The 17,488-nt window shown below is 44.5% G+C and carries 12 protein-coding genes and 1 pseudogene; 8 read left to right on the top strand and 5 right to left on the bottom strand.

Translation table 11 applies throughout. The features are described 5' to 3' along the window. A partial coding sequence (locus HXW94_RS10270; protein WP_178366811.1) for a MerR family DNA-binding transcriptional regulator occupies positions 1 to 132 on the bottom strand: 132 nt, incomplete at its 3' end. A 67-nt stretch (positions 133 to 199) separates the two neighbouring features. Between HXW94_RS10270 and HXW94_RS10265 the strand changes: the two genes are divergently transcribed. From HXW94_RS10265 to HXW94_RS10250, 4 genes are all read left to right on the top strand, one after another. Further along, on the top strand, positions 200 to 2,575 hold the full coding sequence (locus HXW94_RS10265) for a DEAD/DEAH box helicase (protein ID WP_178366810.1): 2,376 nt from the start codon (positions 200 to 202) through the stop codon (positions 2,573 to 2,575). A gap of 684 nt (positions 2,576 to 3,259) precedes the next feature. Next, positions 3,260 to 5,188, top strand: coding sequence for a RecQ family ATP-dependent DNA helicase (locus tag HXW94_RS10260; RefSeq protein ID WP_178366809.1), 1,929 nt, complete (start codon positions 3,260 to 3,262; stop codon positions 5,186 to 5,188). A 5-nt stretch (positions 5,189 to 5,193) separates the two neighbouring features. Beyond that, positions 5,194 to 10,443, top strand: a complete 5,250-nt coding sequence (locus tag HXW94_RS10255) for a RecQ family ATP-dependent DNA helicase (protein ID WP_178366808.1) — start codon at positions 5,194 to 5,196, stop codon at positions 10,441 to 10,443. A gap of 105 nt (positions 10,444 to 10,548) precedes the next feature. After that, positions 10,549 to 10,842, top strand: a complete 294-nt coding sequence (locus tag HXW94_RS10250) for a mechanosensitive ion channel domain-containing protein (RefSeq protein WP_178366807.1) — start codon at positions 10,549 to 10,551, stop codon at positions 10,840 to 10,842. A gap of 142 nt (positions 10,843 to 10,984) precedes the next feature. Here the strand turns inward: HXW94_RS10250 and HXW94_RS20340 are convergent. After that, a pseudogene (locus HXW94_RS20340) lies at positions 10,985 to 11,245 on the bottom strand (IS1634 family transposase); the annotation flags it as partial. Here HXW94_RS20340 and HXW94_RS10245 point away from each other — a divergent pair. Further along, on the top strand, positions 11,219 to 11,434 hold the full coding sequence (locus HXW94_RS10245) for a hypothetical protein (protein WP_178366806.1): 216 nt from the start codon (positions 11,219 to 11,221) through the stop codon (positions 11,432 to 11,434). The pseudogene HXW94_RS20340 and the gene HXW94_RS10245 sit on opposite strands and share 27 nt — an antisense overlap. Positions 11,435 to 11,458: 24 nt before the next feature. On the opposite strand, the gene HXW94_RS10240 is transcribed toward HXW94_RS10245, so the two are convergent. The 3 genes from HXW94_RS10240 to HXW94_RS10230 form a co-directional block, all read right to left on the bottom strand. Beyond that, positions 11,459 to 11,956, bottom strand: coding sequence for a YehS family protein (locus HXW94_RS10240; protein WP_178366805.1), 498 nt, complete (start codon positions 11,954 to 11,956; stop codon positions 11,459 to 11,461). Next, on the bottom strand, positions 11,953 to 12,870 hold the full coding sequence (locus HXW94_RS10235; protein WP_178366804.1) for a CvfB family protein: 918 nt from the start codon (positions 12,868 to 12,870) through the stop codon (positions 11,953 to 11,955). Before HXW94_RS10235 ends, HXW94_RS10240 begins: the two co-directional genes overlap by 4 nt. A 398-nt stretch (positions 12,871 to 13,268) precedes the next feature. Then, on the bottom strand, positions 13,269 to 14,414 hold the full coding sequence (locus HXW94_RS10230) for a hypothetical protein (RefSeq protein ID WP_178366803.1): 1,146 nt from the start codon (positions 14,412 to 14,414) through the stop codon (positions 13,269 to 13,271). 398 nt (positions 14,415 to 14,812) lie between these two features. On the opposite strand from HXW94_RS10230, the gene HXW94_RS10225 reads away from it, so the two are divergent. The 3 genes from HXW94_RS10225 to iscB all read left to right on the top strand — a co-directional run bounded on the left by HXW94_RS10225 (position 14,813) and on the right by iscB (position 17,289). Next, positions 14,813 to 14,989: a type II toxin-antitoxin system HicA family toxin gene (locus HXW94_RS10225; protein WP_178366802.1), complete on the top strand. Its 177-nt coding sequence runs from the start codon at positions 14,813 to 14,815 to the stop codon at positions 14,987 to 14,989. Between the two features lie 18 nt (positions 14,990 to 15,007). Then, positions 15,008 to 15,427, top strand: a complete 420-nt coding sequence (locus HXW94_RS10220) for a type II toxin-antitoxin system HicB family antitoxin (RefSeq protein WP_178366801.1) — start codon at positions 15,008 to 15,010, stop codon at positions 15,425 to 15,427. A 569-nt stretch (positions 15,428 to 15,996) separates the two neighbouring features. Further along, positions 15,997 to 17,289 (top strand): RNA-guided endonuclease IscB, encoded by a 1,293-nt coding sequence (iscB, locus tag HXW94_RS10215; protein WP_178366800.1) that lies wholly within the window; start codon positions 15,997 to 15,999, stop codon positions 17,287 to 17,289. Positions 17,290 to 17,488: the final 199 nt, after the last annotated feature.

Genomic DNA, 17,488 nt, shown 5'->3' with positions numbered 1-17,488 from the left:
TTCATCATAATACCGCTGACCTGTCGGCGTTCGCTTGGCAACTAATCGGCCTTCAGCATCCCAGCGTCGCAATGTCGATGCAGATTTCCCTATTCTTTTTGCAAATTCGTTTATTCTGTAAATATTATTCATAATGAGTTAATATAGATAACAATAGATATAAAATCAATAACTATTTACATCTCCCCTTGAATCCTCGATGAATGAGTTTGACCGGGTGTGGGAAAATGAAACCACCCGGGTCAATGATGCGTTTTTGACGGCTTATAGACAAAGATGGAAATCCTCTGAAATACAGGACTATGCCGCCGGCAAACCCATCTACGCCGTGTTTGAAGAGCAGGCTCCCTATCATCCACCCCCGGCACCTGCCGAACCTGCATCGGCAATCACACCCAACAGCGCCCAGCAGGATGCACTGCTCAACCTGGAGGAACTGAGGGGCCAGGGGGTGGGAAAGGCCGCTGTTATTGCCGCCACCGGCGTGGGCAAAACCTATCTGTCCGCCTTTGACTTTAAAAACAGCGGATGCCGCAGCCTGCTTTACGTTGCCCACCGGGAGGATATTCTGTTCAAAGCTCAGGAAACCTTCCGCGGGGTGCTTGGGAAACCGGATTTCGGGGAGATCCACGGACGGGGGCAATTGGCTTCGGAGGACGGCGAGGGCGTCTTTGCCATGATCCAGACCCTGAGCCGGAGCAACCACCTTGAATCTTTTCTGTCCTGGGATTTTGATTACATCGTCATTGACGAGTTCCACCACGCCGCCTCGGACAGTTACCGGCGGATACTGGACCATTTCCGGCCCAAATTCCTGCTGGGGCTCACCGCAACCCCGGAACGGATGGACGGCCGCAACGTCCTGGCGTACTGTGATTACAACATTGCCTATGAAGTCCGGGTGCTGGATGCCGTGGACCGAGGCTACCTGGTGCCCTTCCAGTATTATGCCATCTATGATGAAACCGACTACAGCGAATTGGTCTGGCGGGGCAGCCGGTATGATGAGAAGGAGCTGGACCGTGCCCTTAAAAACGATACCCGGACCAGATTGATCGCCCGGAATCTGAAACGGTACCTGCCGGCATCGGGAAAAATTAAGGCCCTGGCATTCTGTTCCTCGGTGAGCCATGCCCGGTACACCGCAGAACGGTTGACCCGAGACCACGGGGTCACCGCTGTGGCGCTGTGGGGAGAATCCGGCGACTTCAGCCGCCATGATGCCATCTCCCGGCTTCAAAATGAGTCCGATTCCCTGAATGTGATCTGCACCGTTGATATTTTCAATGAGGGGACCGATATCCCGGGCCTGAGCCATGTGCTGTTTTTACGACCCACCCAGTCTTTTACCGTGTTTCTCCAGCAGCTGGGCCGGGGCCTGAGAAAGGCCAAGGATAAAGAGTTCCTTGTGGTACTGGATTTTGTGGGCAATTTCAAAAAGGCACATGTGGCCCCCCTGGCCCTGTCCGGCTATACATCAGCGGACCAGCTCATCCCTTTCCCCGGCACCTCCCCGGGCAAAAGCCTGGAGGCCGGTTTGCCCAAAGGCTGCTTTCTGAGCCCGGATATCCGGGTCCGTCGGATCTGGGATGCCGAAATCAAAAAAATCGTTACCAACGGCATGACCGTCGCAGACCGTCTGAAAATGGCCTACCTGGAAATCAAGGAGAGCCTGGGCAAGGAAACGCCCCTGGATCTCATGGACCTGATAGACAATGGGTTGGATATCGATCCCTGCCGGTTCCTGAAGCCCAAACCCTTCGGCTCCTGGCTTCGGGCCAGGGATTACTGCGAGGAGGGCAATATCCCGGACCGGGAAAAAGCATACATGGACACCCCGGCCGAATACCTGCTCCGACACATCGAAGCCGGGCTCAAACCCACCAAATCTTATAAAATGGCGGTCCTCCTTTCCCTGTTAAAGCTTGAAGGTACCTCTTGGCCGGTGGATGATATTGCAGAAAAATTCCTGGCCCATTACCTGGACCACCCGGATCAGATTTCCGACTGGGATGCACTGGCAAAGCATGGGAACCCGGCGGACTTCCCCCTGTCAAGGGTCAGAACCCATCTGAAAAACATGCCCCTGGATAAGATGAGTAATGCAGACACCGACTGTTTTGTGCTGGACAAAAAAAATAATATGTTCACCTTAAAACCCGAATACCGGGAATTCTGGAACGATCCGTTTTTCAAATCCCTTGTCAGGGACAGAAGCAAATTTGCCCTGGCCCTGTATTTTAAACGGGAACGGCTTAGCCAGACAGTAAAACTTGATCCGGCGGCATTCTCCCCCGGCCTGGTGCTGAATAACAAATTTGCCGAAACATTTCTGCAGAATACGCCGCTGGAACCTGGAAAAAAGCGGAATGTGAAGGTGGTGGTCGGGGAGGCTACCATTAATGCGTCCTTGGCCCGGCGTAGGCCCGAAAATGATTATTATCTGTCTCAACCCGGGGAAAATAGCTTTCATGAATATATTCTGGAGCAGTTGGTTGATTTTTCTGACAAAAGAAATACGACCTGCCGACTTACAGTTTATAAAAACAAACTGAGAATCAAAATGGTCAAATAGCTATTCCCTCCTCATGGTTTGATTCAAGGATCGGATAATTATTCTTGACTGCTAAAGCCGGATGCCTCCTTCAAAGAGAAAGTGTCTTGAAGGCGATTCTAAATCTCTGGACTTTTAATAATAGTCTGGGGTTTTAAATTCCACATTGGGGACATTTTGATATTGATGTGGTCCACAGTGAGCATGTGAAATAATCTCCCTCCACAATACTTCTGTTATTGAATACTTTTTTGAAATATGCTTGGGCGACTCATAATACCATCATTGTGGTCTAATCAAAAAATCAAATTGATAGGAATCCTATGCTGGGAAATAAATGTTATATTGTGGACTTTGGTCTCATCGAAATTCCCCAACACTACTTTAGTCAGCCATGCCAATTTCAAATTCCCGGGCAGTGAACCTTAATATCGTGCTTATGAAGCCTATCTATAGAATAGAAAGAAATTGCAACCGATTTCAGATGAACTTTGAGTTATAAAATTATTTTTCAACGTATTTTTGACAAAATGGTTCGTTTAGACTTGAAATTTGAGCAAAAAACAGGATAATCTCCAACCAACTTAACGGCTAATTTATTCGAAACATAATATATTTATAAGGGCAAACAAACAAAGACAATAATATTCAAGCCCCCTCGATATTATAATAACAAGGCGTTTCTGAAATTGGTAAACTTCTGATATGACCTCAATCAAAAAAATATTAAAGCATCAATTCGGATTTGAACTATTTAAACCCGGCCAGCAGCAAGTCATGGAAGCCATAACCTCCGGCCAGTCGGCTGCATCCATCTTTCCCACAGGTGCGGGAAAATCTCTTTGCTATCAATTGCCTGCAATTCTTGAGCACGGGATGACCTTGGTTGTTTCTCCGCTTTTATCCCTGATGAAAAATCAGATCGACTTTTTAAAGTCAAAAAACATACCCGCTGAAAAGCTGGACTCGGGGATGAGCAGTGAAGAATACCGAGATACGCTTGAAAAAGCCCGGTCAGGGCAGCTTAAAATATTGATGATTGCTGTTGAACGGTTTAAAAATGAACGGTTCAGAACCCAGCTTAAACAAATGAATGTATCTCTGCTTGTCGTGGATGAGGCCCATTGTATATCTGAATGGGGCCACAATTTCAGGCCGGATTATCTCAAGATCCCGATATATCAGAAAGAGTTCGGGATTAATAAAGTCTTGCTGCTGACGGCCACAGCAACCCCGCAAGTCATTGACGACATGTGCGAGAAATTTGCCGTCAGCCCCCAAAATGTTGTTAAAACAGGATTCTACAGGAAAAACCTGTCTCTTCGCATACATCCTGTAGAAGAAAAAAAAAAAGACAAGCTGCTGTTGGATATACTGGCCCAAGCCCCTGATGACCCGGCCATTGTGTATGTGACATTGCAAAAGACAGCGGATCGAGTCACCCGGATGCTTGGGGACAACGCAATAAATGCAACGGCATACCATGCTGGAATGAAAAACGAGGAACGCGACGCTGTTCAAAATGATTTTATGGTTGGAAAAACCAATACGGTTGTTGCGACAATTGCCTTTGGAATGGGAATTGATAAATCAAATATTCGAAAAGTGATCCATTATGACCTGCCCAAATCCATTGAAAGTTACAGCCAGGAAATCGGCAGGGCCGGAAGGGACGGCAAACCATCTCTTTGCATTCTTCTGGGAAATAAAAACAGTGTACCGGTCCTGGAAAATTTTGCATACGGCGATACCCCGACGTTTGAAAGTATCCGAATCGTTCTTGATGATATTCGTCAATGTGAAGACAAGCTGTTTAAAGTTCGCCCATACACCTTGAGCAAAAAATCTGATATTCGACTGTTGCCGTTGAAGACCCTGCTGGTATACCTTGAAATGGCCCAGATTATTTCTCCAAAATATAGTTATTTTGAAAATTATGCATTCAAATATTTGATTCCTTCACAGAACATCATTGAACAGTTTAAAGAAGAAAGAAAAAAATTTGTAAGCATCATTTTTGACAACTCCAGAACAGCCAAAACATGGACAAATGTTGATGTGAACAATGCGGCGGCCCAATCGGGTTCAGATCGACAAAGGGTTCTTAACGCCCTGGAATATTTCAATGAAAAAAAGTGGATAGACCTTAAACCCAAATCCGCAGTGGAAGTTTTTGAGATACTTGATTGTGAATTTGATCCAGACAGGACCGCCCAAGAACTTGCAGATCTTTTTGTCGAAAAAGAAAAAAAAGAGATCACCCGTCTGCATGAAATGATTCATTTTTTTGAAACAGATCTTTGCCTATCTAAAAGTTTATCTGCTTATTTTGGAGAACAGTTAGATCATAACTGCAAGAATTGTTCGGTTTGTATTCAAAAAAAGGCATGCAAGCTTGAGTCTTCAAAGTTGCCGTCTTTTGAACAAATGGATTTTCATTCCCTTATTCAGCCACTGATTAATACGGCACATACCCCCGTGTCAGTGACCTTGCTCACACGATTTTTATGCGGCGTTACATCACCTTGGTTAACCGATTATAAAGCCAGGCAGATGGCAGGTTTTGGCTGCCTTGAATCCTACCCGTATAAATCTGTGGAAAAATGGGTCCGGTTAAACAAAAATAATATGTGAACCGTATGACAGCCCTTTCCCCTGTATCGGATAAAGACGCTTTAGGCGAAAAGGAGACGCTGTTAAATAGCCTTGCAGACAAAATCTTCAAAAAATTCAAACATACGCTCGTCATCGATCTTGAGGCTGTTCCACAGGGCGATATCTTTCATATCGGTGCGGTTCTCAACGGTGCCGTATTTGAAAAAAAAGAGATAAAAAACCAGCAGGCGGCTTTAAAGGCATTATCTGATTTTGCCTATGGGGCGGAATATATCTTAGGCCACAATATTATCAATCATGACCTTGCCCTGATAAAAAAAATTTTACCGGATACCCCCGTTTTAAACCTGCCGGTTATTGATACGCTTTATTTGTCACCCCTTGCGTTCCCGGAAAATCCCTACCACAAACTGGTCAAAAACTATCAGCTTGTAAAACACAGTAAAAACAATCCTGTGGCCGACGCTGAACTGGCCTGGTCTATTTTTAAAGACCAGGTAACGGCCTTGTCTGCAATACATGCGGTTGAACCCGACCTGACTTCATTTTTCGCCTTTGCCTTCCAATTTTTTAACACCGAAAATAAAAAGCCGAATCAATCAGGGCAGTTTGATCTGTTTTACACCTTGTGCCAATCTGTTCCCCATGGGGATCAAGCCAGACAGATATTTCTTGATATCTGCAAAGATAAGATCTGTACAACGGCCCTGGACAATGCCTGGGAATCGCTGTGCGCTCCCGGACAAAAAAGGACGATCCTTGCCTATGCCCTGTCATGGCTGAGGGTATCGGGCGGCAATTCCATCATCCCTGCCTGGGTAAAACATGAGTTTACTGAGCTTTCAGGACTTATCAACAAACTGCGATACGCCTGCGGTGAAAAAGAGTGTCCCTATTGTAACGAGAACAATAATCCTGAAAAGCTTTTAAAAAAGTACTTTGGGTTTGATGAATACAGAAAATTGCCGGACGGCCGTCCGCTTCAAAAGGAAATCATTGAAGCCAATCTTTCCGGCAAGCCGCTTTTAGGTATCCTGCCCACGGGCGGAGGAAAATCCATCTGCTACCAGATTCCGGCCCTGCACCGCTATCACAGAACAGGAGAACTGACCGTGGTGATATCGCCGCTCAAAGCCTTAATGAAGGACCAGGTGGACAATTTAAATAAAACCACGGGGTTTGCTGCGGCAGGTGCCGTCAACGGCAGCCTGACCCTTCCGGAACGAGGTGCCGTCATGGAAAAAGTCCGGCTGGGGGACATCGGGATTCTTTATATCTCTCCGGAGCAGTTACGCAACTTCAGCGTGGCACAGCTGATCAGTTCAAGAGATGTAGGATGCTGGGTCTTTGATGAAGCCCATTGCCTTTCCAAATGGGGCCATGATTTTCGGCCGGACTATCTTCATGTGGCACAGTTCATCCAAAAACAGCACAAACCGCCCAAGCCGTCTCCGCTTATTGGAGCATTTACGGCCACAGCCAAAAAAGATGTGGTTGAAGAAATCACCAGCCATTTCAACCAGACACTGAATCTGGATCTGGATCATTTTATCAGCGGGGTTCAACGGGAAAATTTAAGTTTTCAGGTATGGCCGGTGACAAAAAATGAAAAGTTTGACGTAATCTTCAACACCATTCAAGAAAGTGTGCCGGACAACGACAGCGGTGCAATTGTTTATTGTGCCACCCGAAAAAAAACAGAAGAGCTCAGTGAATTTTTAAATGAAAAAGGCATTGCCTGCCAGGCATTTCATGCAGGCCGAAGTGAACCGGAAAAACGCAATATCCAGGATGATTTTGTGGCCGGTAAAATCCCTGTGATCTGTGCCACCAATGCATTTGGTATGGGAATTGACAAAAAAGACATCCGCCTGGTCATCCATGCCGATATTCCGGGCTCCCTTGAAAATTACCTCCAGGAAGCCGGCCGTGCGGGCAGAGATACGGCCCCTGCCGAGTGTGTCCTATTATATGAGCAGGAAGACATTGAAAACCAGTTTTCCTTAAATGCCTATTCAAAACTCTCCTTGAAAGATATCAAAAAAATCCTTAGTGTTTTAAAAAAACGAGGTGCCAAAGCACCTGAAATCGTCATCACGCCTGGTGAAATCATGCGCCTGATCGGATATGCGGATATTGCGGATGACGACACCCGGGCAAGGATCGGTGTCTCCTGGCTTGAGCGCAAAGGATTTATTGAGCGTTCGTTTAACCAGACCCTGTTTTTCAAGGGAAAGCCCATAGTTAAAGATATTGATGAGGCAGAAAAAAAAATGGCCCGCCTCAACCTTTCCAAAATGACGGCAGCGGTATACAGAACCGTTTTGCACATCCTGTTCAATGCGGACAAGGATGCCGCTCTTTCGGCAGACACGATCTGTACGGGCCTGGGCAAGATCGAAAACCTGCCCGGACAATACCTGGACCCCAAGTTTGTGATCGGACTTTTATCTCAAATGGCCGAAATCGGCCTGATCAAGGAAGGCGTGATCATGACCGCCTTTGTCCGGCCCAAGGGGAAAAAAAGTTCGGTCAAGCTTCTTGAATCTTTCATTGAAATTGAAAACCGGATGATTGATCTGATGGAGGAGCTCTCCCCCGACGCATCCGTATCACCGGACACACCGGATATTATCCATCTTCGTTTAATGTCCCAAAAGCTCAAAGACTTAGGGCACCACCAGGTAAATACCGATGTTGTGGGAAAAATATTAGCCGCGCTTGCCGGCGATAAGGCCCAAAACCAAGGCCGGAGCATGAAAATTGCCGGCAGAAAAGATGGGGAACAGCAAAAAGTTTTTGTCAATTTCCCCTGGAATGAGATCAAAAACCGGGCGGCACTGCGGCATAATTGTTCTCGAATTTGCCTGAAAACAATAATTTCAAGTCTGCCTAAACCTTTCCAGCAGGGCCAGGCTGAAATCATCTGCGAATTTTTCCTCTCCGCTTTGATACAGGCCATCCAGTCGGATATGTATTTTGCAGGATTCAAAGGAGACCACAAAGCCTTAATTGAATCCGGCCTTTTATTCATGCACGACATGAAAGTGATCACTTTGCAGAACGGGTTGGGCGTATTCCGGCAGGCCATGACACTGACCATGCGCCCTCAAAGCAGCAAGAGACAATACACCAAGGGGGATTACGAGCCGTTGTCCCACCACTATGCCCAGAAAAACGTCCAGGTCCATGTCATGGAAAAGTATGCCCGGTTGGGGCTTGAAAAAATCAAAACCGCCCTGGGATTTGTCAGCGATTACTTTGCATCCTCCTACGATGATTTTATCCAACAGCATTTCCCACGGCAAAAAGAGCTGATTCAAACAGCAATGACGGCCCAGGCCTACAAGGATATTGTCCAGTCCCTTGAAAATCACACCCAGGAGACCATTGTCGCATCCCCGCCTGAACAAAACATCCTGGTCCTGGCCGGCCCCGGTTCAGGCAAGACCAGGACTATTGTTCATCGATGTGCCTGGCTGATCAAGGCCAAATCGGTTGACCCGTCCTCTATCCTTGTTCTGTGTTTCAACCACCAGGCCATGATTGAACTTCGAAAAAGAATCAGGCAATTGACCGGCAAACGTGCCAGCCTTGTCACGGCAATGACCTACCACGGATTTGCCATGCGCTTGACAGGCCGGTCTTTTATGGAATCTCAAACCGGGCAGTCCCGGAAACAAAACAAAACCGGGTTTGATTCGGTCATTGATGAAGCACTTGATATTTTAAACGGGGAGCGCGAAATTGTTGGAATTGAACAATCTGAAGCACGCGAATACCTTTTGGCCAGATATCGATACATCCTGGTGGATGAATACCAGGACATTGATGATCGCCAGTACCGATTTATCTCCGCTTTGACCGGAAGGCTTGAACAAGACCGGGATATGAAGATTTCCATTATGGCAGTGGGAGATGATGACCAGAGCATTTACGGATTTCGAAATGCAAACGTAAAATTTATCAAGCAATTCCAGCAGGATTACGGGGCAAAAACCTTTTATTTACTTGAAAACTACAGATCTTCATACCCGGTCATCCAGGCCTCAAACGCATTTATCGGCTTAAATTCAAATCGAATGAAAACAAACATGCCCTGCCGGATCAATGCCAAAAGGCTAACCGTCGAACAGCCTGCCCAAAACATCAACACCGACGAGCTTGTCCAGGTCATCCAGGTGAATGATATGGTTGGCCAGGCTGTTTTTACAGCAAAAAAAATAAAACAGTTTATTGCGGAGAATCCGGACAAGGGGTTCCATGATGTTGCCGTGGTATCCCGCCAGGGAATGGGTTATTCGTTTCTGGTGGCCCTTAGAATGGCACTTGCCAAAGAAGATATCCCCTTTTGTTATTCCATCAAAAACAGTTCCGGGGTGCCGATATTAAAAATTCGGGAAATTCAACAATTTCTAAACTACCTTGAAGATCATAAAAAAGAAAGCAAACGACCGGTTGAACTCAAACAGGAGATTCTCAGCCGTTTTCCGCAGAAAAACACATGGACACGACAGGTTGAACAGATTCTTGAATCATGGTGCGCAATTAACTCTGACATGGAAATCTCCATTGACCGGGCAAAAGGGTTTGCCCTTGAAACCCTTTTGGAAGAAAGACAGGAGAACAAAACCGGTTCCGGCGTGTTTATCGGAACAGCCCACAGCGTAAAAGGCATGCAGTTTGAAGTAATGTTTATCCTGGACGGCGGATGGAAAAACAAGGATCTTGAAGAAGAGCGGCGCCTGTTTTATGTGGCCATGACACGGGCAATCTCTTTTTTATACATTTTTAAAATCCAATACGAAAACAAGGATCACGTCAACCCCCATGTCCCTTTTCTGGAACAAAACGAATTTGTCCATGTCACTGAAGCTGATCAGTTTGAAATCCGTGGTTTCAACGAAGCCTTAACCGTTTCGATCCTGGGCATGGAAGATCTTTTTATTTCATATGCCGGATTGTTCCATGGAAACCATCCCATTCACCATGCATTATCGAAACTGAACCCCATGGATAAAGTTCAATTGACAGAGAACAACGGGCATATCTACATTAAAAATAAAGACCATCAAACCATCACAAGGCTTTCGAACAAAGGGTCTGCAAAGTGGCGGGGAAGAACTCAAAACATACTGCATGTCAGGGTGCTTGGCATGATACAGCGGCGGAAGACCGATGGAGAAGGTTATGACAACACCCGGCAGTTAAGTGATTTCTGGGAGCTTCCTGTTGTGGAAATCCTCCATGAAACGTCACATAACCGATACTGATCAACAGCAATTGGCTGTACTCAAAAATTGGAGAACGGAGACCGGAGGACGGAAACCGGAAAGGAAGACAACCTCTTTAAGGGATAGAGGGATAGGGATAGGAGGTTGCTTTTTAAAAAACTCATTCAGGCGGTTGGAGAAGCCCCAAATGTGTTAAAATACCCATCACCTTTTGTCCTGTTCAGTGATTTTGGTGACAATGCGTTGATTTTCAATATATATTTCTGGGTTGAAATCCGGCGCATTATTGAAGGGCGCGAAATTGAAAGCAATGTAAGGTTCAAAATAGATCAGCTGTTTGCAGAAGAAGGTCTCGTGATTGCCTTTCCCCAAAGAGATGTCCATTTAGACACATTAAAACCGCTGCAGATCCATGTCGAGCATTCTGGGCAGAAATAATTTTCTTTGGCCTGTTTTTCCGTCATTAAATTTTATAAATGCGATTACGGTCACCTATCCCGAGTTTACGAGTTATCAAAAGTTTGACACTCAAATATTTGATTTAATAAAAAAAATTGCATATGATGTATCCTCCCTAACTTCATAAAAAACTCTCCATATTAAAAAGATCAAACAGTCGTTGCTGGGTTTCATCCATTTTAGAAACTACGGATTGGGAGATCTTTTTTCTCCTTTTCTGTGGAAATACATTTAAGACTTCCCGAATGTCTGATAGCTTTTCTTGAGTTCTATTGATGGACATTGATATCCCAGCCTTTTGAATTTTTTTCATCATTAAAGCCCGAATCAGCAAGGTTATTGAACAGTACAACCCATGAACTCTTATCATTTGGTCTGTCCAGCCAACTATTTAAATCAAAGTCTGAACCATGAAGATGAAGACGCAAAAGCATTATCAGACAATGCCTTCCTGCTATTTTTCCAGGAGTGGCAAAAAATAACAGACGCCAAATGGTGGATAGACAACAGAACGACAAATGTCAGGGAGATATCGATTCGAATAAAGGAAATCACGGATACTCTGTCATAATAATCCGTGAAAATCTTGGGATGGTCAAAGGTTACCCCAGGGGTTCGCAGATTCAATATCTGTTCCAGGCCTTAATTCAAGCTGCAGCCCTTTTAAAAAATTACGTAAAATCTGGTTTTTGCATTCCCTGTAATGCTTATGTCCGGGCCTGCGGAAACAGGCACTCAATTCATGTTTGCTGATTCGCAAACCCGCCAGGGATAAAACCCTTATTACATCCTTGGCCCTGAAGTTTAATGCGATTTTCAGCTTCATTAAAATGGCATTATTATTTAATTTCGGTTCAGGCTCAGGCTGAGACTCTTCTCTTTTTCCCCGTTTATGATTGATCAGTCCATTAAGAAAAACAGCCAGCTCTGTATCCGTGCATTTTTTACAGGCCGGATCATCATCTTTTTTCAGCCAGTCACTGACCTGTGACCGTGTCACCTCATGCCCGGCTTGCCCAAAAATTAAAATCATATCCGAATCACTGAAATCAAAGATATATCGAATCCTGCGTAAAATATCATTTTTATTCATTTGATCAGAGCTATCCCGTTGTTTCTTAATTCTATCAATCTTTTTTTATACAGGGTGCCCACAGCCCTTTTGAATTCTTTCTTACTCATGGAGAACCTTTTCCGGATTTCTTCAGGTGAGCTCTTATCATGGCAGGGGATAAATCCCCCGGATTTGTTTAACCGGTATAAAATTACTTCAGCAGATTTAGGAACCGATGAGTAGCCTGGTTTTTTCAGGCTCAAATCAATTTTCCCATCCTCACGCAGCCGCATGATATACCCTTTACACGTATCTCCGATAAATAATTTTTGATAGGTTTCATTCAGGTACATCATCCCATAGTACCGGTTATCAACAACCGCCATGATACCAATGGTAGTAATGGAGTGAACAATCAAGTCAACCTGTTGCCCGACTTTAAGACCCCTGGTGTCTTTATCACAGTTTGTTGAGATTTGCGTTGTGCCATAAATCCTGTGGGTTCGGTCATCCTGGCAGATTTTGACTAAATATTTTTTTCCAGGCACCATCCTGTCCTGCTGCTCATTCCTGGGCACCAGTAAATCTTTTTCCAGCCCCCAGTCCATAAAGGTTCCAATAGGGCCAACATCTTTTGTGATTAAAAAAACAAAATCGTCTACCACACCGGCTGGTTTTAAAGTGGTTGCCACCAGACGATCTTCAGAATCAGTGTAAACAAACACATCAAGGTAATCGCCGATAGACAGCTTCTCCGGGACATATTTATTAGGCAGCAGAACCCGGTCTTCTCCAGAGCTTAAATAGACGCCATAATCCGATCTGGTTTGAACACTCAGCCGATTATATCTTCCAATTTTAAAACTGGTCTCAAGCTTGGATTTATTGGATTTTTCTACTTTTATTTTTGAATGATTCCATGCATTTTTAAAGCTTGGTTTTTTGTCTGGCATAAAGGATTCCTCACTGTGATAGTTATTCCGGTATCATATCATACAAATTGCGTTCTTGATACATGAGCAGTTTGAGATCACAGTATGATAATTTAAATGAATTCTATAATTTCGGATTCAAGTTGAGGTTCAAATTGGCGTGGACTACTTAAATTTGAGTTTCATTTCTCAATACCTTCGCCATTTCTGTCTCGTGTCTTAGCCCGAAAAACCCTTTTACCTTCTGCATTTTAGCCATTTTTAAAAAGTTCATAATTTCAGATTGTTATATTAAAAACTTACCCATGTTTTGTAGGGTCGATTTTTTATTATCGAGCCTTTTCAGGAACACTTGTAAAATAAACCTATGGTATTCTCAAGTGATGTAAAAATTGGGTGCTCTCCCGCTACTACTTTGATTATGATTCGGTGACATATTTATAGGTTAAGAGCTCCCTAAATTCCCAAACATGCTCAGATATCCCAGCTGCCATTGCTGGTGTTTTTGGGCGCCACTTTTTTTGAAATCGTTCATCAGAATCCGATATTTTTTCTCGAAGACTCATATGAGGACGTGCAAAGTTATAAAAAGCTTGAAAAAAAATGGTCTGCTTTTCGAGATTTTCTTTTTTTTTGCTGAAGCCAAGAGTTTTACGTCCAAAGGGTGCTAAGGACTGCCTGATCGTAAGGTTCAACCTTTCCAGAAAGCTGGTGCCTATATTGAACCCCAAGTTGGCAAGCCGTTCCGCTCCGCATCTGATGCGATGACTGATACCGACCAGTCTGCCTTTTTTCTTTTCTTTTACTACCTGAGCATATACGAGATCGGGATGAGGTTCTTTTACAGGATCTTTGGGACGTCCTGGTTTTCCGGTTCTGGGAAACACTCTGATTTGATAGTAGCAGGCAAGCAATGCATTGTAATAACAGCTAAAGCCATCGCTAAAATAACAAGGAATTCCCATAACAATACTGGCTGTCAATGCAATCAGTGAAAGAGCTGTTTTGGACGTTCGTGGTCCCACAATAATCCCCAAAATCAGCCTATATTCCGGTGCAAAACTAATCCAAGTCCACTGCTGTCCTTCATCTGATTCTTCTGCTTCAGAACTGCCGTTCTCACTATAAACAGGGTCTTCTTCCTCACCATTATTCGTTTTTCGCCGGACAAAACTCCACATCTCATCCAACTCTACTCTCGTAACGGGAAGTTCTTTGAGAAGTGCTTGGTTGATTTCATTCGCTTTTTTGTATGCTCGATCCAGCCAAAATAAAATTGTGTCTTCTTTAACACCAAGCACGAAGGCGATTCCGGTGATATCCACTTTTACCAGTATCATCTTCAAAGCCATTATGACCTTTTCTTCTTCTGTTTTCAGATCAAAGAAGGCAGTATCACGGGTCTCAGAAAATGCTTCATTACATGTGTTGCATCGAAAAATATGCCGTTTCCCACTTTTGGTAATATACGTGCTGATCGATATGATGTTTCCTTGATTTATTTGGCCGTAGCGCATGCAATTTTTATTCGGACACGGCTGATTCCAATTTGATGCTCGTCTCATGAAATCCCTCCTTATCTTTATATAATTAAAGATAAAACAGGTAGCCGAATGGTCAATTTTATAATCAAAGTAGTAGCGGGAGAGCACCAAAAATTGGCGAAGGTATTGTTTCTGAACATAAATTTCACCGTAGGCTATCCCTATTAGTCCCATTTGCCTTGGCCTTATATTTTATGTGTAGCCGCACACGCCTGTGTGTTGATATGTGTATAAGAATGATGTATCTTAATCATGAACAAGGCCTGAACTCCCGATGGGGCCTTCATAATAAACTAACCAGAGGAGGGGCGGTACACAGGAGATTCTGTACCGTTGAAATGCAATCCGCAAAAAGCGAAAAAGGAGATTCGACATGACAAAGTATTTTAACAAAAAAATAGGCCGGAGATTAATTCTTTATGAAGAAAAAACGTATCGTCAAACTCTTAATACAGGCTGGCTATAAAGAAGGCCATGGAGGAAATCATGATGTATTTAAGAAACCCGGGTGTCCACCAATAATGGTCCCCAGGCACAATGAAATCGCCAAAGGCACTGCTTTAAAGATATTGAAGCAGGCCGGGATTGAGGCGTAACAAAACAAGGAGATAAAAATGTCTAAAAAAGCCATAGCGAAAGGGTATTATGCTGTTTTCGAATATTCTTCTGATGCTGTGGAAGTTGAATTTCCAGATTTACCCGGATGTCTGACTTTCGGGCAAACCATGGAAGAGGCCTACGAGGCTGCAATCGATGCAGCCTCAGGGTGGCTTCAAGTTGCAGATAAGGACTTTATTCCCGAAAAACCATCAACTTTTGATGAATTGAGAAAGCTGTATCCTGGTAAGGATATTATGAGAGTCACAATTGATAAGGGAATAATGAAGCAGTACGAAGAAAAGAAGCGGTTTAACGCAAGCTTTCCGGCTTCTGTTCTGGAAAAAGTAGATGCCTATTCCCAGAAAATGGGCTGGAACAGATCTCAATTTTTGATCCGGGCATCCGAAAAACTAATTGCTGAAAATTCAATTTAATTTAAAAAAGGACGGATGAGGAATAAATCAAATAAGCCCGGAATCTTTGTGGCAAACAATCTTGTATTTTTTCTTGAACCTCAAAACATTGTGATCAAAGTTTGCCATAATATCTTGATATTGGGCACCCAGAAAATTTTTCAACTCCTGTTTTTCATCATCAATTTTTGGCATCCTTCATATCACCCCCCAAAGTACTTTACACTTTTTTGGGGAATGATTGCTAAAAAATAGGGTGCTTGCTCCAAAAAGTGTAAACTGGTAAATGAAGGATGCCCAATTTTTTTAAGAAAATCAGAATGATCTTTTTGCTCAGCATCTCGACAATCTTGCGTCAACTACCCCTCGGCTAAAGACCGAGGGGCTTGAAAAAGCCCCAAAGTTGACCAGTCTAAGTGCTTCGAGCACTACGTTAGATCGGAAACAGGTACCCTGGGGTGCTCGCCAGCTCCAGGTTCTACGGCAAGTGGTTAAACAGGTCTAAGGGGTTAAACCGGTGCTGCTTGCGCTAAACCCGATCATAACATTGACGCGGCAAACATTACCTTGGAAACAAGAGGACTTTAAAATTGAGCGTATTTGTTCTGGATACAAATAGAAAGCCGCAGAATCCGGTACATCCGGCAAAGGCAAGATTGCTTTTAACAGAAGGGAAAGCCGCGGTTTTCAGACAGTTCCCCTTCACGATCATTTTGAAAGAGAAAGTCTTGGACGTGGCATCAAACCCATTGCGGATCAAGATTGATCCGGGCAGTAGAGAGACCGGAATTGCCGTGATTAACGACGATTCCGGAGAGATTATTTTTGCCATGGAACTGAGACATCGAGGCCAACAGATCAAAAATAATCTGGAATCAAGACGAGCCATCAGAAGATCCCGGAGAAACCGGAAAACGCGATACCGAAAACCACGCTTTGATAACCGGACCAGGGCGGAAGGATGGCTGCCGCCTTCATTAAAAAGCCGGGTTCACAATATCGAAACCTGGGTCAACCGCTTGTGCCGGTTTTGCAATATTCAGGCAATTTCAATGGAGTTGGTTCGGTTTGACATGCAGAAAATACAGAATCCCGAAATATCCGGTGTCGCGTATCAGCAGGGGGAACTCATGGGGTATGAGGTACGGGAATACCTTCTGGAAAAATGGGACAGAACGTGTGCCTACTGCGGAAAAACAGATATCCCATTGGAGATTGAACATATCGTGCCGAAATCGAAAGGCGGTTCCAACAGAGTCAGCAATCTGACACTGGCCTGTACGGCGTGCAACAGGAAGAAGGGGAACAAGCCCCTAGAACAGTTCCTTTCAAGGAAACCGGGACTGTTGAAGCGAATTCAAAAGCAGTCCAAAGTGCCGCTCAAGGATGCGGGCGCCGTCAACACGACCCGATGGGACTTGTTCCGTACCTTGAAAAAAACCGGACTGCCGGTTGAAACAGGCTCCGGCGGTCTGACAAAATTCAACCGGACGACCAGGGGACTTCACAAAACGCATTGGCTCGATGCCGCCTGTGTTGGGAAAAGCACACCGGAAAAGATGTTTCAGATCGATAAGGCCGTGTTGATTGTAAAGGCAGACGGTCATGGCTCAAGACAGATGTGCAGGGTAAACAAGTTCGGATTCCCCCGGACAACAGCAAAGTCAACTGAGAAAAAAGTCAAAGGCTTTCAGACGGGCGACATCGTCAAGGCGGTTGTTACTTCCGGCAAAAAGGTTGGAACGTACACCGGGCGTGTCGCTGTCAGAAAAAGCGGTTCGTTTAACATTAAAACAGTGGACAAAACAGTACAGGGCATTAGCTGGAAATATTGCAGGCTGCTTCATGCATCTGACGGTTATTCCTACAATACGACGTGCTAAGGTCGGGTGCCTGGGCTAATATCTTAATTATAAGGAGGGCGGCATTCCTCCCCTGAGCTAAAGACTCAGGGGTTTCCTTGCCGCATTTTATGAAATAGCTTTAAAAGGCATGTATTTTGACTTCAAACCTTTTCTGGATGAACTGCGTTCAGGCAAACCGGTTCATCTTTAAAACTTGATACTTGATAGTCGATTTTTC

It is taken from the genome of Desulfobacter latus, assembly GCF_013389365.1.
GTDB lineage: Bacteria > Desulfobacterota > Desulfobacteria > Desulfobacterales > Desulfobacteraceae > Desulfobacter > Desulfobacter latus.
Note: the sequence above shows the minus strand (reverse complement) of the source record. Positions and strands in the feature narration are given on the sequence as shown.